This is a genomic window from Cupriavidus nantongensis (assembly GCF_001598055.1).
Taxonomy (GTDB): Bacteria; Pseudomonadota; Gammaproteobacteria; order Burkholderiales; family Burkholderiaceae; genus Cupriavidus; species Cupriavidus nantongensis.
The window spans coordinates 866,150-889,507 of sequence record NZ_CP014845.1; the positions used below are offsets into that span (position 1 = coordinate 866,150).

The 23,358-nt window shown below is 70.5% G+C and carries 23 protein-coding genes; 9 read left to right on the plus strand and 14 right to left on the minus strand.

The annotated features are described in order from the left end of the window. The first annotated feature begins 66 nt into the window (after positions 1 to 66). From badH to aliA, 4 genes are read left to right on the plus strand one after another with little or no spacing between them, the layout of a single operon-like run. Positions 67 to 834: a 2-hydroxycyclohexanecarboxyl-CoA dehydrogenase gene (gene badH, locus A2G96_RS25135; protein ID WP_062802912.1), complete on the plus strand. Its 768-nt coding sequence runs from the start codon at positions 67 to 69 to the stop codon at positions 832 to 834. A gap of 35 nt (positions 835 to 869) precedes the next feature. Further along, complete coding sequence (gene badI / locus A2G96_RS25140; RefSeq protein ID WP_062802913.1) at positions 870 to 1,652, plus strand: 2-ketocyclohexanecarboxyl-CoA hydrolase; 783 nt, start codon at positions 870 to 872, stop codon at positions 1,650 to 1,652. A gap of 21 nt (positions 1,653 to 1,673) precedes the next feature. After that, the gene (gene aliB / locus A2G96_RS25145) at positions 1,674 to 2,825 is read left to right on the plus strand and encodes a cyclohexanecarboxyl-CoA dehydrogenase (protein WP_062802914.1); all 1,152 of its coding nucleotides are present in this window, start codon (positions 1,674 to 1,676) and stop codon (positions 2,823 to 2,825) included. Positions 2,826 to 2,874: 49 nt separating this feature from the next. Then, entirely contained in the window at positions 2,875 to 4,518 is a 1,644-nt protein-coding gene (gene aliA, locus A2G96_RS25150) for a cyclohexanecarboxylate-CoA ligase (protein ID WP_062802915.1), read from the plus strand. A 176-nt stretch (positions 4,519 to 4,694) separates the two neighbouring features. Here the strand turns inward: aliA and A2G96_RS25155 are convergent, their stop codons facing one another. The 3 genes from A2G96_RS25155 to A2G96_RS25165 form a co-directional block, all read right to left on the minus strand. After that, positions 4,695 to 5,027 (minus strand): DUF2917 domain-containing protein, encoded by a 333-nt coding sequence (locus A2G96_RS25155; protein WP_062802916.1) that lies wholly within the window; start codon positions 5,025 to 5,027, stop codon positions 4,695 to 4,697. Between the two features lie 14 nt (positions 5,028 to 5,041). Then, a complete protein-coding gene (locus A2G96_RS25160) occupies positions 5,042 to 6,058 on the minus strand; it encodes an alpha/beta fold hydrolase (RefSeq protein ID WP_062804131.1) in 1,017 nt (338 codons plus the stop codon). Positions 6,059 to 6,225: 167 nt separating this feature from the next. Beyond that, on the minus strand, positions 6,226 to 6,840 hold the full coding sequence (locus A2G96_RS25165; RefSeq protein ID WP_062802917.1) for a TetR/AcrR family transcriptional regulator: 615 nt from the start codon (positions 6,838 to 6,840) through the stop codon (positions 6,226 to 6,228). Positions 6,841 to 7,177: 337 nt separating this feature from the next. Here A2G96_RS25165 and A2G96_RS32790 point away from each other — a divergent pair, with 337 nt between their 5' ends. The 3 genes from A2G96_RS32790 (at position 7,178) to fahA (ending at position 10,567) form a co-directional block, all read left to right on the plus strand. Continuing rightward, a complete protein-coding gene (locus A2G96_RS32790; RefSeq protein ID WP_082819096.1) occupies positions 7,178 to 7,561 on the plus strand; it encodes a helix-turn-helix domain-containing protein in 384 nt (127 codons plus the stop codon). 408 nt (positions 7,562 to 7,969) lie between these two features. Next, entirely contained in the window at positions 7,970 to 9,289 is a 1,320-nt protein-coding gene (gene hmgA, locus A2G96_RS25175; protein ID WP_062802918.1) for a homogentisate 1,2-dioxygenase, read from the plus strand. 15 nt (positions 9,290 to 9,304) lie between these two features. Continuing rightward, positions 9,305 to 10,567, plus strand: coding sequence for a fumarylacetoacetase (fahA, locus tag A2G96_RS25180; RefSeq protein WP_062802919.1), 1,263 nt, complete (start codon positions 9,305 to 9,307; stop codon positions 10,565 to 10,567). A gap of 24 nt (positions 10,568 to 10,591) precedes the next feature. Here fahA and A2G96_RS25185 read toward each other — a convergent pair whose 3' ends face one another. The 9 genes from A2G96_RS25185 to A2G96_RS25225 form a co-directional block, all read right to left on the minus strand. Continuing rightward, entirely contained in the window at positions 10,592 to 11,071 is a 480-nt protein-coding gene (locus tag A2G96_RS25185) for a hotdog family protein (RefSeq protein WP_062802920.1), read from the minus strand. Beyond that, complete coding sequence (locus A2G96_RS25190) at positions 11,064 to 11,876, minus strand: beta-ketoacyl synthase chain length factor (RefSeq protein ID WP_062802921.1); 813 nt, start codon at positions 11,874 to 11,876, stop codon at positions 11,064 to 11,066. The genes A2G96_RS25185 and A2G96_RS25190 overlap by 8 nt, the downstream gene beginning before the upstream one ends. A 9-nt stretch (positions 11,877 to 11,885) precedes the next feature. Next, a complete protein-coding gene (locus tag A2G96_RS25195; RefSeq protein ID WP_062802922.1) occupies positions 11,886 to 13,088 on the minus strand; it encodes a beta-ketoacyl-[acyl-carrier-protein] synthase family protein in 1,203 nt (400 codons plus the stop codon). A gap of 65 nt (positions 13,089 to 13,153) precedes the next feature. Then, positions 13,154 to 14,011 carry a polysaccharide deacetylase family protein gene (locus tag A2G96_RS25200; protein WP_062802923.1) on the minus strand — a complete coding sequence of 286 codons (858 nt, stop codon included), beginning with the start codon at positions 14,009 to 14,011 and terminating at the stop codon, positions 13,154 to 13,156. Further along, on the minus strand, positions 14,008 to 16,449 hold the full coding sequence (locus tag A2G96_RS25205; RefSeq protein ID WP_062802924.1) for an MMPL family transporter: 2,442 nt from the start codon (positions 16,447 to 16,449) through the stop codon (positions 14,008 to 14,010). The genes A2G96_RS25200 and A2G96_RS25205 overlap by 4 nt, the downstream gene beginning before the upstream one ends. Next, on the minus strand, positions 16,446 to 17,081 hold the full coding sequence (locus tag A2G96_RS25210; RefSeq protein ID WP_062802925.1) for a LolA-related protein: 636 nt from the start codon (positions 17,079 to 17,081) through the stop codon (positions 16,446 to 16,448). The genes A2G96_RS25205 and A2G96_RS25210 overlap by 4 nt, the downstream gene beginning before the upstream one ends. Before the next feature lie 17 nt (positions 17,082 to 17,098). Continuing rightward, entirely contained in the window at positions 17,099 to 18,073 is a 975-nt protein-coding gene (locus A2G96_RS25215; RefSeq protein WP_062802926.1) for an LpxL/LpxP family acyltransferase, read from the minus strand. Beyond that, a complete protein-coding gene (locus A2G96_RS25220) occupies positions 18,067 to 19,833 on the minus strand; it encodes an AMP-binding protein (protein ID WP_062802927.1) in 1,767 nt (588 codons plus the stop codon). The genes A2G96_RS25215 and A2G96_RS25220 overlap by 7 nt, the downstream gene beginning before the upstream one ends. Before the next feature lie 50 nt (positions 19,834 to 19,883). Then, positions 19,884 to 20,630, minus strand: coding sequence for a COG4648 family protein (locus A2G96_RS25225; protein ID WP_062802928.1), 747 nt, complete (start codon positions 20,628 to 20,630; stop codon positions 19,884 to 19,886). Between the two features lie 266 nt (positions 20,631 to 20,896). Between A2G96_RS25225 and A2G96_RS25230 the strand changes: the two genes are divergently transcribed. Together A2G96_RS25230 and A2G96_RS25235 are read left to right on the plus strand one after the other, a co-directional pair. Continuing rightward, positions 20,897 to 21,157: a phosphopantetheine-binding protein gene (locus A2G96_RS25230; RefSeq protein WP_062802929.1), complete on the plus strand. Its 261-nt coding sequence runs from the start codon at positions 20,897 to 20,899 to the stop codon at positions 21,155 to 21,157. Between the two features lie 39 nt (positions 21,158 to 21,196). Next, positions 21,197 to 22,015, plus strand: coding sequence for a glycosyltransferase family 2 protein (locus tag A2G96_RS25235; protein WP_062802930.1), 819 nt, complete (start codon positions 21,197 to 21,199; stop codon positions 22,013 to 22,015). A gap of 60 nt (positions 22,016 to 22,075) precedes the next feature. On the opposite strand, the gene A2G96_RS25240 is transcribed toward A2G96_RS25235, so the two are convergent. Further along, positions 22,076 to 22,252, minus strand: coding sequence for a glycine zipper 2TM domain-containing protein (locus A2G96_RS25240; RefSeq protein ID WP_082819097.1), 177 nt, complete (start codon positions 22,250 to 22,252; stop codon positions 22,076 to 22,078). A 169-nt stretch (positions 22,253 to 22,421) separates the two neighbouring features. Beyond that, complete coding sequence (locus tag A2G96_RS25245; protein WP_062802932.1) at positions 22,422 to 23,300, minus strand: NAD(P)-dependent oxidoreductase; 879 nt, start codon at positions 23,298 to 23,300, stop codon at positions 22,422 to 22,424. Positions 23,301 to 23,358: the final 58 nt, after the last annotated feature.

Below are 23,358 nucleotides of genomic sequence, written 5' to 3' on the forward strand. Positions count from 1 at the left end.
ATGAAGGCGCATGTGGCGGCGGCACCGCCGGCACGATAGCACCGGAACCTTGAAAGGAGAACGGCTGTGCAAGGACTCGAAGGCAAGACGGTCATCGTGACCGGCGGCGGTGGCGGTATCGGTAGCGCAACCTGTTTGCGCTTTGCGCGTGCGGGCGCGGGGGTGGGAGTGCTCGACCTGAACCCGGAGGCGGGCGAACGCGTGGCGGCGCAGATCCGCGAAGCCGGCGGCCGCGCGCTGGCGGTGCGCTGCGACATTACCGATCGCGCCAGCGTCGATGCGGCAGTGGCGGCGGTGGAGCAGGACCTGGGCCCTGTCGACGTGCTGGTCAACAACGCCGGATGGGATGTGTTCCGGCCGTTCGTCAAGACCGAGCCGGCGCAGTGGGAGCGGCTGATCGCGATCAACCTGACCGGCGCGCTGCACATGCATCACGCGGTGCTGCCGGGCATGGTGGCGCGCCGGCGCGGACGCATCGTCAATATCGCCTCGGATGCCGCGCGCGTTGGCTCGTCCGGCGAGGCGGTGTACGCCGCGTGCAAGGGCGGGCTGGTGTCGTTCTCGAAGACCATCGCGCGCGAGCATGCGCGCCACGGCATCACCGTGAACGTGGTGTGCCCGGGGCCGACCGAGACCGCGCTGTTCGAAGACTACAAGCAGGGCGCGGGCAACCCCGACAAGCTGGTCGAAGCCTTTACCCGCTCGATCCCGCTGGGCCGCATCGGCCAGCCCGACGACCTGCCCGGCGCGGTGCTGTTCTTTGCCGGCGACGACGCGGCCTTCATCACCGGACAAGTGCTGAGCGTGTCGGGCGGCCTGACCATGAACGGCTGAGCGCCAGCTGTCACAACCAGATCACGGAGACCACCATGCAATACGAAGACATCCGCTATGACGTGCGCAACGGCGCGGCCTGGATCCTTATCAACCGCCCGGAAAAGATGAATGCCTTCCGCGGCCGCACCTGCGACGAACTGATCCACGCCATCAACCGCGCTGGCTATGACCGCGAGATCGGCGCGATCGTGCTGGCCGGCGCCGGCGACAAGGCTTTCTGCACCGGCGGCGACCAGTCCGCGCACGAAGGCCAGTACGACGGCCGCGGCACCATCGGCCTGCCGATGGAAGAGCTGCACAACGCCATCCGCGACGTGCCCAAGCCGGTGATCGCGCGCGTGCAGGGCTATGCCATCGGCGGCGGCAACGTGCTGTGCACCATCTGCGATTTCACCATCGCCTCGGACAAGGCCGTGTTCGGGCAGGTCGGGCCCAGGGTCGGCTCGGTCGATCCCGGCTATGGCACCGCCTTTCTCGCGCGCGTCGTCGGCGAAAAAAAGGCGCGCGAGATCTGGTACCTGTGCCGCCGCTACACCGCCGCCGAAGCGCTGGCGATGGGGCTGGTCAACGCCGTGGTGCCGCACGAGCAGCTCGACGCCGAAGTGCAGAAGTGGTGCGACGAGATCCTGGACAAGAGCCCGACCGCGATCGCCATCGCCAAGCGCTCGTTCAACATGGACACCGCGCACCAGAGCGGCATCGCCGGCATGGGCATGTACGCCCTCAAGCTCTACTACGACACCGAGGAATCGCGCGAAGGCGTGCGCGCGTTCCAGGAAAAGCGCAAGCCCGAGTTCCGCAAGTACGCGAAGTGATCGGAGCCAGCGGAGACAGCCATGAATCCCTACCTTGACGAAGACCTGTCGGCGCTGGCCGAACACGCGCGCCGCTTTGCCGACGCGCGCGTGGCGCCCGGCTGCCTGGAGCGGGACCGTACCCGCGTGCTGGACCGCGCGCTGATGCGCGAGATGGGCGAGATGGGCTTTATCGCGCCCGAGCTGCCGGAGCCGTATGGCGGGCAGGGCATGGGCTCGCTCGCGGCGGGCGTGATCCACGAAGCGGTCGCGCGCGCCGACCTGAGCCTGTCGTATATCAACCTGCTGGCTTCGCTGAACGGGCAGATCCTGGCGCACCACGCGCGGCCCGAGATCGCCGGCCCGTGGCTGCAGCGCCTGACGCGCGGCGAAGCGCTGCTGGCGATCGCGCTGACCGAGCCGCGCGGCGGCTCCGACGCCGCCAACCTGCGCCTGCGCATGGAACGCGACGGCGACGCCTATGTGCTGAACGGCGAGAAGACCTCGATCTCCGCCGCCGACCAGGCCGACGCCGCGGTGGTATTTGCGCGCAGCGGCCCGGTCGCGGCGGGCGCGCGCGGCGTGTCGGCGCTGCTGGTGCCGATGGACCTGCCGGGCATCACCCGCAACCGCTTCGACTGCCACGGCCAGCGTGCCATCGGGCGCGGCTCGATCTTTTTCGAGAACGTGCGCGTGCCGGCCAGCCACCTGCTGGGCCGGGAAGGCGAGGGCTTCGTGCAGGTGATGCAGGGCTTCGATTTCTCGCGCGCGCTGATCGGGCTGCAGGTGCTGGCGGTGGCCCAGGCAGCGCTGGACGAGGCCTGGACCTATGTGGCGGAACGCCAGGCCTTCGGCAAGCCGCTGGCGGCGTTCCAGGGCGTGTCGCATCCGCTGGCCGACTTCGAGACCCAGGTGCAGGGCGCGCGGCTGCTGTGCCTGCAGACGCTGTGGCTGAAGGACCGCGGCCTGCCGCATACCGCCGAAGCGGCGATGTGCAAGTGGTGGGCCCCCAGGCTGGCGTACGACGCGGTGCACCAGTGCCTGCTGTCGTTCGGGCACGGCGGCTACGACCGCGGCGTGATGGAGCAGCGCCTGCGCGACGTGCTCGGCTTCCAGATTGGCGACGGCACCGCGCAGATCATGAAGACCATCATCGCGCGCACCCGCGCGGGGCGCGAGGCGGTACCGGCCTGAGCCGCCGTCCGCGCCACGACTGGCAGCACACAACAACGAGGAGACCGCCTTGGATTTCGACGCCGTACTGATCGCGCCGCGCCGCGCCGCCAGCGTTGCCGCCGGGCACTGGCAGGACCGTACCATCAACGACTATCTTGCCGCATGCGTGCGGGAGCGGCCCGACGCGACCGCGCTGACGGCGCTCAGCATCGACCGTCAACACGTGACGCGCTTCACCTGGCGGGAGCTGGCGCGCATGGCCGATCGCGTGGCGCTGGGGCTTTCCCGCCTCGGCATCGTTGCCGGCGACGTGGTCTCATGCCAGCTGCCCAACGGCTGGCACCTGAGCGTGCTGTACCTGGCCTGCGCGCGGCTGGGCGCGGTGCTCAACCCGGTCATGCCGATCTTCCGCGAGCGCGAGCTGTCGTTCATGCTGGCGCACGCGCAAAGCAAGGTGGTGGTGGTGCCGAAGGCGTTCCGCGGCTTCGATCATGCGCAGATGCTGCGGGGTTTGCGCGATGTGCTGCCCGCGCTGCGCCATGTCGTGGTGGTCGATGGCGATGGCGACGACAGCTTCGAGGCGCTGCTGAGCGGCCCGCACTGGGAAGACGACGCCGATGCCGCCGCCGTCCTGCTGCGCAGCCGGCCCGGTCCGGATGACGTCACGCAGCTGATCTACACCTCCGGTACCACCGGCGAACCCAAGGGCGTGATGCATACCGCCAACACGCTGTTCTCCAACATCGTCGCCTATGCCGGCCGCTTGCATCTCACCGGCGACGACGTGGTGCTGATGGCCTCGCCGATGGCGCACCAGACTGGCTTCATGTATGGCCTGATGATGCCGGTGATGCTGGGCGCGCATGCGGTGCTGCAGGACATCTGGGATCCCGCGCGCGCCTCAGCACTGATCCGCGACGAGGGCGTGACCTTTACCATGGGTTCCACGCCATTCCTGACCGACCTGGCGCGCGTGGTGGCCGAGTCCGGCGTGCCGGTGCCGAGCCTGCGGATCTTCCTGTGCGCGGGCGCGCCGATTCCCGGCACGCTGGTCGAGCACGCACGGCAGGCGCTGGGCGCGCAGATCGTGTCGGCATGGGGCATGACCGAGAACGGCGCGGTCACCACCACGCTGCCCGAGGACAGCGACGAGCGCGCATCGACCACCGACGGCCGCCCGCTGCCCGGCGTGGAGATCCGCGTGGTCGACGGCACCGACGCGGACGTGCCCGTGGGCGCGACCGGCCGGCTGCTGGTGCGCGCGTGCTCCAACTTCGGCGGTTACCTGAAGCGCCCGCACCTGAACGGCACCGATGCCGACGGCTGGTTCGACACCGGCGACCTGGCCCGGCTGGACGCGGACGGTTACCTGCGCATCGCCGGCCGCAGCAAGGACGTGATCATCCGTGGCGGCGAGAACATTCCCGTGCTGGAAGTCGAGACCCTGCTGTACCGACATCCCGCGGTGGCGCAGGTGGCGATCGTGGCCTATCCCGATGCGCGCCTCGGCGAGCGTGCGTGCGCGTTCGTCGTGCCACGGGCCGGGCAGTCCATCGACCTGGCCGGCATGGTCGACTGGCTCAGACAGCAGAAGATGGCGCTGCAATACATTCCCGAGAGACTCGTGGTGCGGGATGCGCTGCCGGCCACGCCCGCCGGCAAGATCCAGAAGTTCCGGTTGCGCGAGATGCTGCTGGGCGATGCGGGCTGACGCTGCGCCGGCCGGTGGCCGGCGCGCGGGGGCAAAGTCAGGGACGTTTTGCCAAGGCTGATTGCGCAATTAACCGCCATGAACGCTTTCCGTCCGCCCCCGCGCTGACGCGCCAGGCGAGCAAGGGTTTGCCAGCGGATGGCCGATGGGGCGGTGGGTCGAGGCAGTGGCTCGGGTCAGCGGCCAGCGCCGGTATAGCCGTGGCTGCGCGGGCCCAGCCAGCGCCATAGCCGCTGTCGCCATGCGTCGCGTACCGGGCCGGGCGCTGCCTTGCAGCGGGTGACATGCAAAGAGGCGGCGGTGATCGCATACAGCTCGACATGGCCGGCGTCGGACAAGGTAAAGCACTCGCTTGCCGTCAGCGCCGTGTCCTTCGGATCGCCATCGCGGATCAGCCACAGCTCGCCAGCGGTGCAGCGCACCGCCACCCGTTCGCCGGGCCCGGCGACCAGCCGCAGCGAGCTGCGGGCGGGCAGGGTGGCGGTCATATCGTTGCTTGCCAGGTACATGATGGTCTCCTGGTTCAGGCCAAGGCCAGGCCAGCGGATACCGGCACCGGGCGCGGCCCGGAGGGCGGCCGGATGAATTCGGCGATGCGCTGGATCACCGCGGGATCGCGCAGGATGCGGCGATGGCCGAGGCCGGTGGTGGTCTCCAGCCGTGCGCCCGGCCAGGCGCCGGCGATGGCCGCGCCGTCTTCCCAGCGCACCTCCTTGTCGTCGCGGTCATGGATCACCAGCGTCGGCGGCACCGGGCGGTCGCGGCCCAGGTCCGGCACGTTGAAGGCCGACCACGGCATGCCCAGCCAGCGTTCGCTGTGGCGCTGCATGCGGGCCAGCACCGCCGGCGCCACGCCCAGCTGCCACGCCAGCGCGGCGCATGCCGCGCGCATGTCGGCGGGCGCGCCCAGCAGCACTGCGGCGCGCGCTGGCAGGCCTTCGCGCAGCGCCAGCGCCGCGGCCGCGCCGCCGAGCGAATGCGCCACCACGGCGTGGACCGGGCCGGCATGCCACGCTGCCGCCAGCAGCGAGCGCGACATCTCCAGCACCGACGTCTGAGCGGCGCCGCGTGTGCCGGCATCGGAGGCGCCGTGCGACAGCGCATCGAAGGCGACCACCCGCATGCCCGCCGCCAGCAGGCCGTCGATCACCGCATGCCACTGGCCCGCATGGCCGCCCCACCCATGGGCGAGCAGCACCACCGGCCCGGCGCTGCCCCAGCGGTAGACCCGCACGCGCCGGCTGGGCCCATGGCCGGTCACCAGGGCCCAGTCAGCGCGCGCGCCGTCCAGCGCGTGCCGGGCGGCCGAGGTGAGGGCGGCGCGCGGCGGGCAGAACCACAGGCGCTCGAGCCGGCGTGCCGTCGCCGCGGGCATCAGCATGCTGCCGGCTTGCCAGCGCAAGCGCTGCAAGCCCATCAGGGCACGCTGCAAGGTGCCGTCGCGGCTGGCCGGGGACGACGCATCTGTGCTGCGAAAGGCTGCCGCCGCCACAGCGGAAGAGGGGGAAACCGGGGAAGGAGAAGAGACTGCTTGCGTCACGACCTGCACCTCCAATGGATTCTGGATTGCGCGGCGTCATTGGAACCGGGCTGGCCGGAGGCGTCTCGCGCTTTCTAAAAGACCGACCAGTCGTGCTTTTTTCGGTACAAAAAAAAGCCCGCCGGAGCGGTGTGCTGCCCGCCGGCGGGATAGCGCCGGCGCCGATTTCATGTGCTCGCGGGATGCGCCGCGTCCGCCGCGGCGCGCGCGACCAGGGCCGCAAAGGCGTGCCGCGCCATCGCTTCCGCATCCTGCCGCCCCAGCAGCTTGAACGACTGCTGGAACGCCATGCCGATGCCGGACAGCTCGAAGGCGAACTGGCGCGGGTCGACGTGCGGCCCGAACTGGCCTTCGTCGATGGCGTCCCCGACCACCCGCGCGATGGTGCTGTGCCAGTCCTTCAGCGACTGCACCACCAGGTCGCGGATCGAGCCGGGGCGGTCGCGATACTCCTGCCCCAGCGCGGTAAACAGGCACCGCCCCTGCGTCACCGTGCCGCCCAGCCATTCCAGGTAGCCCTCGAACAGCGCCTGCAGCCGCGGCATGCCGCGCGGCTGGCGCATCGCCGGCCGGATCACGATGTCGCCGAAACGCTCCACCGCCAGGTCCAGCACCGCCTGTTGCAGCATCTCCTTGGACTTGAAGTGCGCGTACAGGCCGCTCTTGGACATATTGGTGTCGGCCGCCAGCGTCGCCAGCGACAACTGCTCGAAGCCAACCTTGGCGGCGGCGTCCAGCGCCTGCTCGATGATGGCTTTGCGGGTGAGGTGTCCTTTCTGCATGCAACGAAGAATAGCACGACCGGTCGGTTTGTCAACGAAACCGGATGCATGGTAGTTGCCCCGACTTGCGTTGTTGTGCTCGCGAGGCCATAACGTCATACAGCTATGCATGTGACGTCAACGCAAATTCCGAGGGCCCGTTACTGTCTGGGCGGCGCGAAGGCGTTGTGCTCTGTCCGACGCCTGGACGGGCGCCTTCCGGTTGATGCCGGCGCAAGATGAGGGGCCAGCAAGAAATCTGCACAAAGTGTTTCGGCGGTTACATACGGAACGCTTTGCGTGCTCTATACTCGAATGCACGTCCGCGCACTTTTTTCACTGGTGACTGGAGACCGACATGAACAGTACAGCCGTGCCGAGAGGCGCTAGCGAACCGTTCCGGCAACTGCGGGCGCTGCGCCGCGCGCGCAAGCTCAAGCAGGAGGACGTTGCCCGCAAGGCGGGCATTTCCCGGGAGGCTTACCTCCGGGCAGAATCAGGCCAGGCCGACCCCCGCATGTCGACCTTCCTGGCGGCCTGCGAGGCGCTGGGCCTGGAAGTCGTGCTGGCGCCGCAGCACCTTGCCGCCGACGTCAACGCTTTCATTGCCAGCCGCAACGGTGGCGTGACCGCTGCCTCGATGGCCGGCCAGCCCGCCGGCGCCGCACCGGCCCCGGCCGCGACCCCGGCCTCCGGCGGCGGTTTCGGCCCCGGCACCGGCGAGGGCCACAAACCGGTCTGACCCGCCTTCTGCCTGGCTGGCCGCATGCTTGATGCGGGCCGGTCCGGCAGCGGGCCTCCAGGCCACCCTCCGCAAGCGGCGCGTGCCCTCCGGCGCGCGCCGAGCCGCTTTTGTCCCGAGAGCCGTTTCCGGCACCGGACAGCCATGACGCCGCAGGCCTGACTGCCTGAGCCGGCGCTTTCAAGCCTTCCTGTCTTGCTGGCTCTCGCGCCCGCAAGCGGCATCCTCCCAATTTCCCGGTTCGCCAGCTACAACTGCAAGAGCGCCGTGTGCTGCCCGCGCGCATCCTCGGTTTGACACGTCCGGTTCCGATAATTACGATATGGTAAATTCATTCCACAATACGTAATTCAAGCGCCGTGCGGCCAGCACTGCGCTGATGGACCCACCCGGAGACGCAACAACACCATGGACCTCACGCATACCCAGCTTGCCGAGCGCGGCTATATGTCCGGCTTCGCCAACGAATTCGCCACCGAGGCCCTGCCCGGCGCGCTGCCGGTGGGTCAGAACTCGCCCCAGCGCGCGCCCTATGGCTTGTATGCCGAACAGTTGTCGGGCACGGCGTTCACGGCGCCGCGCGCGCACAACCGCCGCTCGTGGCTGTACCGCATCCGCCCGGCGGCGCTGCACAAGCCGTTCACGCTGATCGGACAGTCGCGCTTCCTGAGCCGCTTCGACCAGGTGCCGCCGTCGCCGAACCAGATGCGCTGGAGCCCGCCGGCAATGCCGTCGGTGCCGACCGACTTTGTCGACGGCATCGTCACCATGGCCGGCAACGGCGGCCCGGAAGCGATGACCGGCTGCGGCATCCACCTGTACCTGGCCAACCGCTCGATGCATGATCGCTTCTTCTACAACGCCGACGGCGAGATGCTGATCGTGCCGCAGCAGGGCAGGCTGCTGATGGTGACCGAACTCGGCCGCCTGGAAGTCGAGCCGCACGAGATCGTGGTGGTCCCGCGCGGCGTGCGTTTCCGCGTGGAGCTGCCCGACGGCGAGGCGCGCGGCTATATCTGCGAGAACTACGGCGCGCTGTTCAAGCTGCCCGACCTGGGCGTGATCGGCTCGAACGGCCTGGCCAATCCACGCGACTTCCTGACACCGGTGGCCAGCTACGAAGACCGCGAAGGCGCATTCGAGCTGGTGGCCAAGTTCCAGGGCAACCTGTGGCGCGCCGACATCGGCCACTCGCCGCTCGACGTGGTGGCCTGGCATGGCAACTACGCGCCGTACAAGTACGACCTGCGCCGCTTCAACACCATCGGCTCGATCAGCTACGACCATCCGGATCCGTCGATCTTCCTGGTGCTGCAGTCGCCGTCGGATACGCCGGGCGTCGACACCATCGACTTCGTCATCTTCGGGCCGCGCTGGCTGGCCATGCAGGATTCGTTCCGCCCGCCCTGGTTCCACCGCAATATCGCCAGCGAGTTCATGGGCCTGATCTCGGGCGTCTATGACGCCAAGGCCGAAGGCTTCGCGCCCGGCGGCGCCAGCCTGCACAACTGCATGAGCGGCCACGGCCCGGATGCGGAAACGTTCGAGAAGGCCAGCGTGGCCGATACCTCGACGCCCCACCATATCGAAAACACCATGGCGTTCATGTTCGAAACGCCGGGCGTGATCCGCCCGACGCCGTACGCGGCGCAATCGGCGTCGCTGCAGCAGGAGTACTACACCTGCTGGCAGGGCCTGAAGAAGCATTTCAACCCGAACGTCCGCTAAATCCCGGAGCACCCGATGACCGCCCCCCAAACCAGCTGGATCGACAGCGCCAACGACGGCAACACCCATTTTTCGCTGCAAAACCTGCCCTACGGCGTGTTTTCCACCAAAGGCCAGGCGCCCCGTGCCGGCGTTGCCATCGGCGACCAAATCCTGGACCTCGATGCGCTGGACCAGGCCGGCCTGCTGCCTGAAGCGGCCCGGGGCACCTTTGCCGCGGCCAGTCTCAATCGCTTCATCGCGCTGGGCCAGCCGGTCTGGAGCGAAACGCGCCGGCGCCTGACGGCGCTGCTGTCCGGCGCGGACGCCGCGTTGCGCGACAACGCCGCCTTGCGCGACCGGGCGCTGGTGCCGATGTCGGCGGCGACGCTGCACCTGCCGGTCGAGATCCCTGGCTACACGGATTTCTATTCGTCGAAGGAGCACGCCACCAACGTCGGCCGCATGTTCCGCGATCCGGACAATGCGCTGCTGCCGAACTGGCTGGAAATCCCGATCGGCTACAACGGCCGCGCCAGCTCGGTGGTGGTGAGCGGCACGCCGCTGCATCGTCCCAATGGCCAGATCAAGCTGCCGAACGAGGCGCGTCCGGTCTTCAGCGCCTGCCGCAAGCTGGATTTCGAGCTGGAGATGGGCTTTATCGTCGGCAAGCCCTCGGCGCTGGGCGAGCCTGTCAGCACCGCCGACGCGCCGGCGCATATGTTCGGCATGGTGCTGCTCAACGACTGGAGCGCGCGCGATATCCAGCAATGGGAATACGTGCCGCTGGGTCCGTTCAACAGCAAGGGCTTCGGCACCTCGATCTCGCCGTGGGTGGTCACCATGGAAGCGCTCGAGCCGTTCCGCCGCGACAATCCCGTGCAGTCGCCCGAGCCGCTGCCCTACCTGCAGCAACAGGGCAAGAACGCCTACGACATCGCGCTGGAAGTCGCACTGCAGCCCGAAGGCGCGGCGGCGCCCAGCACCATCTGCCGCACCAACTTCAAGGCGATGTACTGGACCATGGCGCAGCAGCTGGCGCACCACACCGTGTCGGGCTGCAACGTGCGCGTGGGCGACCTGATGGGTTCGGGCACGATCAGCGGCACCACGCCGGACTCTTACGGCAGCCTGCTCGAGCTGACCCGCAACGGCGCCGAGCCGCTGACGCTGGCCGACGGCAGCCAGCGCAGCTTCCTGCAGGACGGCGACGACGTGATCATGACCGGCTACTGCCAGGGCGATGGCTATCGCGTCGGCTTCGGTACGGTGTCGGGCAAGATCCTGCCGGCGCGTTGAAGCAAGGGCGCTGGCCGGCAGGTTTCAGCCGGCGTCAGCGCCAAGCGCGGCGGCATCGAGGATGACCGCCGCGCGGCCCGACAGCAGCGTACGTCCCGCGGCGCTGACGGCAAAGGCGTAGAGCACGGTGGCGCCTTCGCCGCTGATGCGCTCCGCTGTGATCTCCAGCGGCGCCGCGATGTCGTCGAGCCGTTCCACCTGCAGCACCAGCTTGCGCACGCTGGCCAGATAGCCCGTGCGCGGGCGCCGCGGCGCGCCGCCTGCCTGCGCGGCCTCGGCCAGCAGGGCGCCATGCACGGCCATGGCCTGCGCCGCATATTCGATCCCGCACACCGCTGCCAGCCGGCTCTGCGCGCGCAGCGGATTGTCCGCATGCGTGTGGCTGCTTGCCGTGCAGCGGACCGCTGCCGCGTCCCACGCCACCACGCCGTCGAGCAGGCACATGCTGCCCTGGTGCGGAATGCGCGCCGCGATCCACGCGCGGTCCCGGATCGCTTCAGGCATGGGCGTGGCCGCCGAGGCTGGTGACTTCGGCTTCGATCCGCAGCGTGTCCAGATAATCCAGCACCACGGTGCCGGTCTCGCCACGGGCGATCGCGGCCAGCAGCGGCAGCACGCGCGCAGCCGGGGCCGACTGGCGCAGCGCTTCGAGCGCGGCGTCCGGCATCGCGGTGGCCGGCGCCTGTGTCAGCGCCACCGCGATGCGCGCCAGCGAGCGCGGGCCCGGTTGCGGCGTGAGCAGCAGGGCCACGCCGAACGGGTCGGGAATCGGCCGGCAGCTGTGCAGCGGCTCCGGATAGCCGGTGTCATAGGCGATCAGCAGGCACGGCTCCGCATCGGCGCTGGCCTGCAGTACGCCTTCCAGCAGCCCCGCGCCAAAGCTGCCGTCCATCGCGCACAGCACGTTGGAGGCGCGCATCGCGCCGGCGGCGATCGACCAGTAGCCGGCGGTCGCGTTGTGCACGGAGTTGTGGAAGCGCGTCGGCGACATCAGCGGCTCGGGCTGCGCCAGCGCTTCGCAGATGGCGTGGAAGTTTTGGCCATCGCTGCTGGACGAGGTGAAGATCGTCGGCAGCTGCGCGGCATCGCAGCCGCTGGCCGCCACCGCCTGCTGGCCTACGCCCAGTGCCAGCCGGACGGTGGGTCCGGTGCGGCGGCGCTCGGCCGGCGGCAGGCCCGATGGCAGCGGTAGTTCGGTGGCCGCGTGCGCGTAGGGCGCGCGCCCCGCGAGCACGGCACTGGCCTGCTGCCAGCCGCTCAGGCCGGGGCCGAGCAGGCCGATGCTTTCGAGATAGACGGGCTGCGGCATGGCGCTGGCTCAGTGAGCAACCGCGTCCGCACGGGCGAACAGCAGGCTGCAGTTGGATCCACCGAAACCGAACGCATTGCTCATCGCGAAGCGCAACGGCGTGTCGTGGTTGTCGAGCTGGTAGTTCACGTCGAGCGCGGGGTCGACCTGCGTGGTGTTGATGCCGGCCGGCACCAGGCCATGGCGCAGCGCCAGCGCGCAGATCACCGCCTCGAGCGCGCCGGCTGCGCCCAGCGCATGGCCGGTGGCGCCCTTGGTCGAGCTGCACGGCGTGCCGGGCAGCACCGCGGCCATGGCCAGCGCTTCTGCGGCGTCGTTGCTGCGCGTGGCGGTGCCGTGCAGATTGACGTAGCCGACCTGTGCCGGCGCGATGCCTGCGCCGGCCAGCGCCTGCGCCATCGCCATGCGCGCGCCGAGCCCCTGCGGGTGCGGCGTCGACATATGATGCGCATCGCTCGATTCGCCGATGCCTGCGAGCAGGATGGCATCGTCCGCAACCGGGCCGGTCACGCGCTCGAGCAGGCCGAACACCGCTCCTTCGCCGATCGAGATGCCGTTGCGGGCCACGTCGTAGGGGCGGCACGGCTGGCGCGACAACAACTCCAGCGCATTGAAGCCATACAGCGTGGTGTGGCACAGCGAGTCGACGCCGCCCACCACCGCCGCATCGATCAGCCCGGCCTCCAGCATGCGCCGCGCCGAGCTGAACACCTTGGCCCCGGACGAGCATGCCGACGACACCGCCGCCGCGGGCCCGGTCAGCCCCAGTTGCCGCCGCAGGAACGCCGGCAGCGAGTAGGGATTGTGCGTGCCGCCGTAGTGGAAGCCCGGCGGCAGCGCGCCGCTGGCCGGATCGCGCTGGCGGTAGCCCAGCTCCGTCTGCAGCACGCCCGCGGTGCTGGTGCCGAGAAAGACACCGATGCGGTGGGCACCGTAGCGCGCCGCCGCGTCGCGCACGCGTGCCGCGAAGTCATCCTGCTCCAGCGCCAGCTGCGCCAGCCGGTTGTTGCGGCAGTCGAAATCGGCCAGTGCGGCCGGCAGCGTGACCGCGTCCAGGCCGGCGACTTCGCCGACATAGGTATCGAGGGCGACGTCGCCGAAGCGGCACGGCGCCAGGCCGCCGCGCTGTGCGCGCAGCGCCGCCAGTGTGGCGTCCAGGCCGGCGCCAAGGCAGCTGGTGGCCGTGAAATGCGAGAACAGGAGCGGGGACACAGCTTCGGTGAGGCGAATGGAAGGAATCGTTGCAAGCGGCGCCAATTGTAACAAGCCGCGGCGGCTCAGCCCGGCGGCACCGCGGCACGCAGCGTCACGCAGCGCAGTCCGGCCCGGTCGATCGCGGCCAGCAGGCCCGGCAGCACGGTGGCGCAATGGGGATGGCCGGCAGCGTCCAGGCCGGGATTGCCGTCGTGCAGCAGCAGGATGTCGCGCCCGGCCAGCCGGCCGGCCAGGCGCCGCGCCACGCGCGCGGCGTGGTTGCCGTCGAGGGTATCGAAGCCGCGCCGGGTCCAGGCCGCCAGGTGCAGCCCGAGCCGGCACAGCACCGGCTCCAGGAAGGGATTGCGCAGCCCCGCCGGCGCGCGGAAGAAGCGCGGCGCCTGGCCGGTGAGCTCCGTCAGCACCTGCTGCGCGGCGGCGATGTCGCGCTGCATGCGGCCGGGCCCGAACGTGGAGAAGTTCAGCCGGTGGTACATGCTGTGGTTCTCCACGGCATGGCCGCGGCGCACGATCTCGCGCACCAGTTCGGGATGCGCCGCGGCGCGCTCGCCGATGCAGAAAAACGTCGCGCTGGCGCCGTGCCGGTCGAGCAGATCGAGCACCCGCGGCGTCAGGTCCGGGTTGGGGCCGTCGTCGAAGGTCAGCGCCACGCAGCCTTCGGCCGATGGCGGCAGGCGCAGCAGGTTGGGCCCGAGCCAGGTGCTGCGCGGCCACAGGCCGGCCGCGCACATCGCGACATGCGATGCGCCGATGCCGGCCAGGCCCCAGCCCAGGCCTTGCGGATAAGCGAGCATCGCGCCGACGGCGCCCACGTGCACCGCGGCGGCGCCATAGAGCAGCGGGGTGGGCCGCCAGGGGCGGCTGGGAAGACGCCCGGGGAGGGTAACGTCCGGTGCGCCCGGTGCGGATAGCGGCTTCATGTTGCACTCCCGGCCTTCGCCGCTGCCGCAGTCGAGGCCGCGGGCGCGAGGATGGCCGAAAACCACAGCGCCAGCACGGCGCCGGGGCCGACCGTCAGGCCGAAGGCCTGCAGCAGCGGCAGGCTCGACAGCGACAGCAGGCCGAACGCGGCGACCGTGGTCAGGTTGGCCAGCAGCAGCGACACCAGCGTGTGCGGCGAAGCACCAGCCGCCTGGCCGTTCGCTGCCGGGCCATTAAAGAATAGTGCGTAGTTGGAGCCGACCGCAGCCAGCAGCAACAGGCCCACCAGGTGCAGCAGCGTAAGCGGCTGGCCCAGCGCCGCCAGCCCGCCCAGCACCACCACCGCGGCGGCGGCCAGCGGCAGTACCGTCGCCAGCACCCGCCGCGGCGAGCGCAGCGCCAGCGCCAGCAGGGCGATGATCGCCAGCAGTCCGGCCAGCGACAGCAGCAGGGCCTCGCGCAGGTAGCCGGCGTAGAGCCGGTCCGATTCCCCCTTCAGGTCGACGAACAGCGTATCGGGCACGCCCGCCCGCTGGATCGCGGCGCGCACCGCGGCGCTGTCCACGCCGTCGGCGGCGCTGGCATGGTCCGGGGCATGCACCGGTGCGCGCAGCGGCAGCGTGGCGCTCCAGCGGCCATCGCGCTGCACCAGCAGGGCGTCGACCGCCAGGGCCATCGAGGTGCCGCGCAGGCTCTCGCGCTGCAGCAGGGGCCCGGTGCGTGCCGCTTCGGCCTGCGCCAGGAAGGGCGCGAACACTGATGCGCGCACCGGCTGGCCGGCGATCGCGGCCTGCAGCCGCTGCGCCAGCACCTCGGGCGGCGGCAGGCTGGCCTGGCGCTCGCGCTGGGTGGCCGCGCTGGGCAGGTAGCGCGCCGGGCTCTCGTAGCCGCCGATGAAGTTCTGCGCCACCAGCGGTTCCAGTTCATGCGCGACGCGTTCCGCGCCCTGCAGCACGGATTCCTGGTCCGGGCCCGACACCACCACCAGGTAGCGCACGTCCGGTGCGCCCAGGTTTTCACGCAGCGAGGTATCGAGCGCCTGGTCACTCGGCGATACCGGGCTCAGCGCCTGCAGTTCCCGGCCCCACAGCGTGCCGCGATGCTGGACCAGCACCACGCAGGCGCCCACTACGAGCAGCAGCACCAGCCAGCGCAGCCGGGGCGCATGCTGCGTCAGCCATTGCAGCTTGCGGCCGAGCGGTGCGACGTCGCGCAGCTGCAGCGTGGCCGGCACCAGCTGCGGCAGCACGAAGCGGGTGACCAGCGCGGCGGTGGCGAGCCCCGCGATCGAATACAGGCCCAGCTGCGCCAGCCCCGGGAAGCCCGACAGCAGCAGCGACGCAAAGCCGCACACCGAAGTCAGCACCCCCAGCCGCACCGTCGGCCAGAAGCCGCCCAGCCAGGCACGTTCGTCGCGCCGGCCGTTGCGCGTGTACTGCGCGGACTGCACGAACAGGTAGATCGAATAGTCGACCGCCTCGCCGATCAGCGTGGTGCCAAAACCCAGCGTCAGGCCATGCACCGCGCCGCCGAAACCCAGGCTGACCGCGGCGATGCCCGCCAGCGCGCCGCTGAGCACGGGCACCAGCCCAAGCACCAGCAGCGGCACCGAGCGGTACACCGCCAGCAGCAGCGTGACGATGATGGCCAGGCCGATGGTCGAGAGCCGCTCGACGTCGTGCCGGATGGTGTCGCGCGCCTTGACCGAAAACACGCCCGGTCCCGTCATCACCAGCTGGTAGGGGCCGCCCGCGTTGGCGCTGGCAAAGGCTTGCTGCACGGCCGCCATTGCCTCTGCCTGCGCATCGGTATCCGAGCCCGCGCTGGCGGTCTGCGCCAGCAGCAGCGCGCGCTTGCCGTCGCGCGACGCCCACGCGCCCGCATGCATCGGCACGCGCTGGCCGGCATCGAGCTGCGCCAGCATTGCCGCGACCTCGCCCGTGGGATCGCGCGGCAGCAATGACTTGGTGAAGAGCCCGGCCGAGGAGGCCAGCAGCGCGAACGAATCGTTGACCGCCCGGGCCAGCCCGTGTTCGCTGAAACGCTCCGGCGTGACCTCGGGGCTTAGCAGGTAGCGGTGCGCGAACACGTATTCGCGGTCCGCCGCCTGGTTGACCGGCTCGCCGTTCTGCACCGAGGCGAAGCGTGGGTCGCCGCGCAGTTGCGCCGCCATCGCGCGCGAGACCCTGGCGCGGCCTTCGGCATCGCCGCCTTCAATGCCGACCAGGATCAGCCGCGATACCAGCCCGTCGCGCAGCTGGTTCACCAGCAATTGCTGTTCGGCGCTGGGCAGCCGCGGCAAGAACGCGGACAGGTCGGCGGTAAAGGTGGTGCGGCTGACGACCGCGGCGCAGGCCAGCAGTGCCAGCACCCACAACGCCAGCGCCAGGCGGCGCCATGCCGCCCTTATCGCGCTCATCGCGCTCATCGCGCTCATCGGCCCGCGGCCGGGCGGATCTTCATCACCGAGCGGTCACCGTCGGACTGGCGGATCTCGACCTGCTCCAGCACATCCTGCCGGCCGTCGATGCGCACCTGGCTGACGGCCGCGGCCATGCGCGAGTCAGCCGGCGTCAGCGTCAGGGTCCAGCGGCTGGCACGGCCCTCGACGACGAGCTTGTAGTAGCGCTCCAGCGCATCGCGGTTGCCGGCCAGCGTGGCGCGGATGCTCTCGATAAACGCGGCGATCTCGGGGTAGTTCTGCAGCGGCATGGTGTAGCGCTTGCCGTCGCGCTCGACCGTCAGCATGTCGCCGTCGAGCACCAGGTTTTCCGGCTTGGGCGACAGCGTGCGCTTTTCCAGGTGGTCGGGCGCACTGAAGCGCAGTTCGCCCGACGACTGCACCGGCTTGTCGAGCAGCGCCAGGTACTTGGTCTCGGTAAACAGCACGCGCCCTGACTTGCGCTGCGCCAGCGTGGACATCAGCTGGTCGACGCCGAACGCGGCGGTGGCGGCCGGCGCGGCGGATGAGGCGGGCGCTGCTTTAGCCGCCAGCGGCGCCAGCGCAAGCAGTGCGCTTGCCAGCAGGGTCGACAACGAAGAGCGGAAAGGGCGCGCGGAGAAGCACATCAATGGCGGCTCACGGGTTAGGGCTCGTTGCCCGGCGGCGGCTGCTCGGACAGCGGCGGGCCGGCGTGCCAGAAGTCATAGAAGTTGAACCAGTTGTACGGGGCGCTGCGGCTGAACCGCTCCAGCAGCCGCACGTAGTCCGCCAGCGCCGCCTGCACCGCGGTTTCACGCTGGCCACGCGCGGTCTCGGTGAAGTCCGCCAGCGGCACGAAATGGACATCGTAGCGGTTGCCGCCGCGGTACAGGCCGGTGATAAAGAACACCGGCCGGCGCAGCATGGCGGCCATGCGCAGCGGGCCGGTGGGGAAGCCGGTCGGCGCGCCGAGGAAATCGCACTGCTGTACCGGGTCGGTGGCGCGCTGCGACAGCGTGCGGTCGGCCAGCATGCCGATCATATAGCCGCGGTCCAGGTAGTCGCGCACGCGCAGCATGGTGTCGAAGCGGCCCAGCGCGATCACGTCCTGGCGCATCGCCGGGTTGATCGACTGCAGCACGTCGTTGAGCTTGTGCGCGTTCTCTTCGTACATGGTGATCGCAACCTCCATGTCCGGATGGCGCCGGCCCAGCGCGCGCACCACCTCGAAGCTGCCCAGGTGCGCGCCCAGCAGGATGGCGCCGCGGCCGCGCGCCATCGCCGCTTCCAGCAGGTGCTCGCCATGCAGGCGGATGTCGAACAGGTCGAAGCGGCCGTTGAGCAGGTAGATGCGGTCGTGGATGGTCGAGGCGAAGGTGAACACATGCCGGTAGCCGTCGCTCCATCCGGCCTGGCGTCCGAGCACGCGGTCCAGGTACGCGCGCGAGGCATGGCGTGCCGCCGGCGCGAACAGCATGAAGTAGGCGGCTATCGCGCGCAGCACCACCCGCCCGGCGGGCCGGCCCAGCGCCAGCGAGATCCACGTCATCACGCGCAGCAGCGTGATGCTGCCGCGCTCTTTGCGGCTGGACCATTCCGTATCCAGCGGCGCCTGGCGCCGCCACAGCCAGCTCAGCATGGACGTGACTCCGCTAGCGCCGCGCCGCCGCGTACCTGCAGCGTGCCGCTGGCGACATCGCGCCCGGCGCTGCGCAGCGTGAAGCGGATGGTCTGGTCGCCATCGGCGGCCGCCTCGGACTGGTGCAGCACCTCCACGCGCTCGCCCGGGCGCACCGGGCTCAGGAACTTCAGCAGGCTTGCCTGCGCGACGGCAAGCGGGCGACCCAGCGCGGCGCCGAGCGCCAGCACGGCATGATCGAGCAGCACCACGCCCGGCACGATCGGATGGCCCGGGAAGTGGCCTGCCATGGCGGGGTGGGCGGGGTCGATCACAAAGCATGGCGGCGGCGCGGCAGCGCGGTCCTGCGTGCCGGACAGGGTCGCAATCAGGGCGGCCAGCGCGTCGCGCGGCAGCTTGCCCGCGGCATTGCGCGGCAGGCGCTCGGCAAAGTACAGCGGGCGCGGCATGAAGGCCGGGTCGATCCGTTCGCGCAGCGCCTGCTGCAACCGCGCCGGCGCCACGCCCGGCGCCACCACCACGGCCACCAGCCGCACCACATGCCCGTGCGCATCGCCTTCATGCGCGTCGTCGGGCATGAAGAATGCGCCGTCGCGCACGCCGTCAATCGCGGCGAGCTGGTGGTTCAGGTAGCCCAGCGAAGTCCGCTTGCCGGCGATATTGAGCAGGTCGGCCTTGCGCCCATGCAGCAGGAAGCGCTGCGCGTCCAGCGGGACGATGGCGTCGCCCAGCGGCACCGGCTGCTCGATATGGCCGCCGTCGGCCCAGGTCTCGGTATCAGCGCCGGCTGCGCCGGGAGCGCCGGCTGCGCCGGGATCGCCGGCGCCATTGGGGCGGGCTTGCAGCCGCACGCCCGGCACCAGCGTCCACACGTCTTCCTGTGCGGTGCGGCGGGTGCCCAGCTGGCCGGTCTCGGTGCTGCCGTAGATCTCGCACAGGGGTGCGGCGAACAGCGCCTCGGTCTCGGCGGCGAGCTGGCGTCCCAGCGGCGCGGTGGCGCACAGCACCAGGTCGGCCGCGGGCATGGCGACCCCGGACTGCACCAGCGTGCGCAGATGCACCGGCGAGCTGACCAGCGCGCGCGGCGCCGGCACCGCGGCCAGCGCCGCGCTGACATCGGCCGGATAGAACGCCGGCGCGGCCACCAGCGCCGCGCGGCCCTGCAGCACCAGCATCACGGTGGCTTCGAGGCCGAACATATGCTGCGGCGGCACCGTTCCGGCCAGCGTCCACGCACGGCCATCGAGCAGGCCGAGCCGTTGCGTCGCGGCGCGCGCGCTGCCGGCCATCGCGCCCCAGGTCTTGCGATGCGGCACCGGCGTGCCGGTCGACCCGGACGTGAACACGTAGGCCATGACCTGCGCCGCCGGGATCTGCGGGATCTCGACCGGGCCATTCGTGGCGGTGGCGGCGGTGGCGGCCAGGCCATCGTGGTAGTACAGCGCTGGCATGTCGAAGGCCGCGTCGGGCTGGTCATGCAGGCAGAAGGCGTCGGGCGCGAAGGCCAGCAGCTGGCGCACCGTCTCGGGCGTGTGCGACGGCGGCAGCAGCGTGGGCTTGCCCGCCAGCAGCGCCGCGCACAGGCCGACGGTAAAGCGGTAGCGGTCGGTGCAGGCGTTGAAGACGTGGCCACCGGCGGGCAGGGCCGCTGCGAGGCGGGCCGCATCGGCCAGGAACTGCCGCACGGTGACGGGCCGCCCGTGCACCCAGGCGATGATGTCGTCGGGCGTAGCGTGGGCAACGATGGGGAATGAGGTCATGGGCGGAGCCTGTGCCGGTTGCGCGTGGGCCGGGGCCGGATGGCGGCGCGTCAGCGCGGCAAGCCGGGCCGGGCTGCACGGGCCGCCATCAGCGCGCGATAACCGTGCACCGCGTCGAGCAGGCCGCGCTGGCGCATGTCCGGAAAGGCGATGCGGCGGTAGAGGGCCTCGCCCGCGAACATCAGCGCGATCAGCAGCGGCGTGGCCAGGTTGGCAAAGCTGGACCAGGCCGCCATCGGCGCGAGCACGAACAGCAGCGTCGACACCCCCACCATCGCCGCGAAGAACAGCGTCCACGCCTGCGTCACGCGCACGGTGTAGCGCGCATGCGCGGCGGACAGCTGGCCGTGGATGGCGGTGGCGATCTGCGTGCACAGCGGGGTGCGGCCGCGGCGCAGGCTGAGCGCGAACATCGCGCCCAGCGCGGCATTGGCGCCTGCATGCTGCAGGTAGTAGGTCCAGCCGAAATGGCCGGCCAGTTCCGCGCGCCACAGCCACAGCGCCGCGCACGCGGCCAGCAGCGCCAGCAGGGCGGGCACGGCCCCGGCCAGCCGGCGGCAGGCGACGAAGCCGATCAGCAGGAACGGCGCTGCCCCGAGCCAAAGCGCGGCCACCTCGGCGCCGGGCTGGTGGGCGGCGCGATGCAGCGCCGATTCGTAGGCCATGAAGCCCGCCACCGCGCCGATCCAGGCATGGCGCCGCCACGACGGGCCGGCGGCGTCCGGCGCGGGCAGTGCCGTGGCGTCGGGCGGAGTAGGGCGGTCAACGAAGCGGTCAACGGGCTGGCTCGAAGGCATCTGTGGGAACTGGATGTGTTGCGTAAGGCGCCTGGCGTGCGCAGCGCCGCAAGGGCGCCCGGCGGCACGCGAAGCGAACGCTTTATACCCCAAAAGACCCTCCGGACGCGATCATGATTCCCCAATAGGTCGTTGATGTTGTTACTAAACTTCTCTCGACTGGCCCGGCATTGCCCCGTTTGATAGCATTCGGGTGCCCGACGCCCGCACCAGGGATCGACTCGCCCGGCACGGGCGGCGCAGCGGCGTTCCAGCCATCTAGCAACATGACCGAACTCGAAACCGAACTTGCCCGCCTGATCCTCGACGAACTCGACATCGCCGAACTGCGGCTGGAGGACATCACCGCCGCCACCCCGCTCTACGGAGAAGGCTTCGGGCTGGATTCGATCGATATTCTCGAGATCGCCCTGCTGGTATCGCGCAAGTACGGCGTCGAACTGCGCTCGGACAATCCCGACAACAAGACCATCTTCACCTCCCTGGGCAGCCTGGCCGCCTATCTGGCGCAACACCGCACGCGCTAGCCCAGCCACCGTTTCCTCCAGCCCGGACAGGACCACGACATGCCGCAGCAAGCCACGCCCGCGCCGGCGCTGGTGGAGGGCGGCGCCCCGCCTTCGGCGACCCACCTGGTGCTGATCCCCAGCTACAACCCCGGCGTGCGACTGCACGAGGTGCTGCACGGCGCGCGCGCGGCCTGGACCCCGGTGTGGGTGGTGGTCGACGGCAGCACCGACGGCAGCACCCAGTGGCTGCAGGCGCAGGCGGCCGTCGACCCCGGGCTGCAGGTGCTGGTGCTGCCGAGCAACCAGGGCAAGGGTGCCGCGGTGCTGCACGGCATCGAACGGGCCGCGGCCGCCGGCTACACCCACGTGCTGGTGATGGATTCCGACGGCCAGCATCCGGCCCACCTGATCCCCGCATTCATGGCGGCGTCGCAGCGCGACCCCGGCGCGATGGTGCTGGGCCGCCCGCGCTTCGACGCCAGCGCGCCGCGCGAGCGGGTCTACTGGCGGCGCATGTCCAATTTCTGGGTCGATGTGGAAACGCTGTGGGCCGGCATCGGCGATTCGCTGTTCGGCTTTCGCGTCTACCCGATCGCGCCGCTGCGTGCGGTGATGCAGCACAGCCGCTGGATGCGGCGCTTCGATTTCGATCCGGAGGTAGCGGTGCGGCTGTGCTGGCGCGGCGTGCGTCCCGTCAACCTCGACGCCCCGGTGCGCTACTTCGGCCCGCGCGAGGGCGGCGTGTCCCACTTCCGCTATCTGCGCGACAACCTGCTGCTGACCGGCATGCACCTGCGGCTGCTGGCCGGCTTCGTGCTGCGGCTGCCGCAGCTGCTGTGGCGGCGCTTGCGCCGGCCGTCCGGCCACACGGCGTAGGCCACCACGAAAACAAACCAGGCCGCACGCGGCGGCCTGGTCGTCCGTCAGCCGGGTCCGTCAGTCGCCAAGCTCGTGGCCGATCACACCGCCCACCACGGCGCCGCCGATGGTGCCGGCGGCACTGCCGTCGGTCAGTTCATGCCCGGCGACACCGCCGGCGACCGCGCCCGCCGCCGTACAGCCGGCCAGCGCCATGCTTGCGCCTACCAGAAGCGCGCCTGCGAGTTTCCACATGATGGTCTCCTGCCTCGTGGCTGGGCCCGCCGCACGACGTCTCGGGAAGCCATCGCCGCGGCCGGGCCCTCATGCGTCCACTGTAGGCGTGTGACGCGGCGCGGCCCTTCCGTGAAGCGCCGATTGCCCTGTAGGAATCGGACGACGCAGGCGTGGCGCGCCCGTGGCCTTAGCCCTGGGCGCTGTGCTGGCGCAGCCGCTTGATCAGCGACGAAGTGTCGGCGCGGCCACAGCCCATCTGCTGCAGGTCGGCATAGAACTGGTCCACCAGCGCCGTTACCGGCAGGCCTGCGCCGTTGCGGCGGGCTTCGTCCAGGCACAGGCCCAGGTCCTTGCGCATCCAGTCCACCGCGAAGCCGAAGTCGAACCGGTTGTCGATCATGGTGGCGCCACGGTTTTCCAGCTGCCAGGAACCGGCCGCGCCCTTGCTGATGACATCCAGCACCAGGCGCATGTCCAGGCCCGCGCGCTCGCCGAAGGCGATGGCCTCGGACAGGCCCTGGATCAGGCCGGCGATGCTGATCTGGTTGACCATCTTGGCCAGCTGGCCGGCGCCGGATTCACCGATGCGGGTGACGGCGCGCGCGTAGGCGGCGATGACCGGCTCGGCGCGCGCAAAGGCGTCGGCGTCACCGCCGCACATGATGGTCAGGATGCCTTTTTCCGCGCCGACTTCGCCGCCCGAGACCGGGCCATCGACAAAGTGCAGGCCGCGCTCGCCGGCCGCCGCGTACAGCTCGCGCGCGACGTTGGCGCTGGCGGTGGTGTGGTCGACGAAGATGCAGCCGCTGGGGGCGCCGAAGAAGGCGCCGTCGCGCCCGGTCAGCACCGCGCGCAGGTCGTCGTCGTTGCCGACGCAGGAGCAGACCACCTGCGCGTCGCGCACCGCCTGCGCGGGGGTGGCGGCGGCCTTGCCGCCGAAGCGCTCGACCCAGGCCTGCGCCCTGGCCGCGGTGCGGTTATAGACCGTGACCTCGTGGCCCTTGGCGGCAAGGTGGCCGGCCATATGGAAACCCATCACGCCCAGTCCGAGGAATGCGACACGCATGCTGCTGCTCCGTTGCTTGTTGGATGTTTGGAATCGGTGAGGCGCGGCGGGGAAAGTC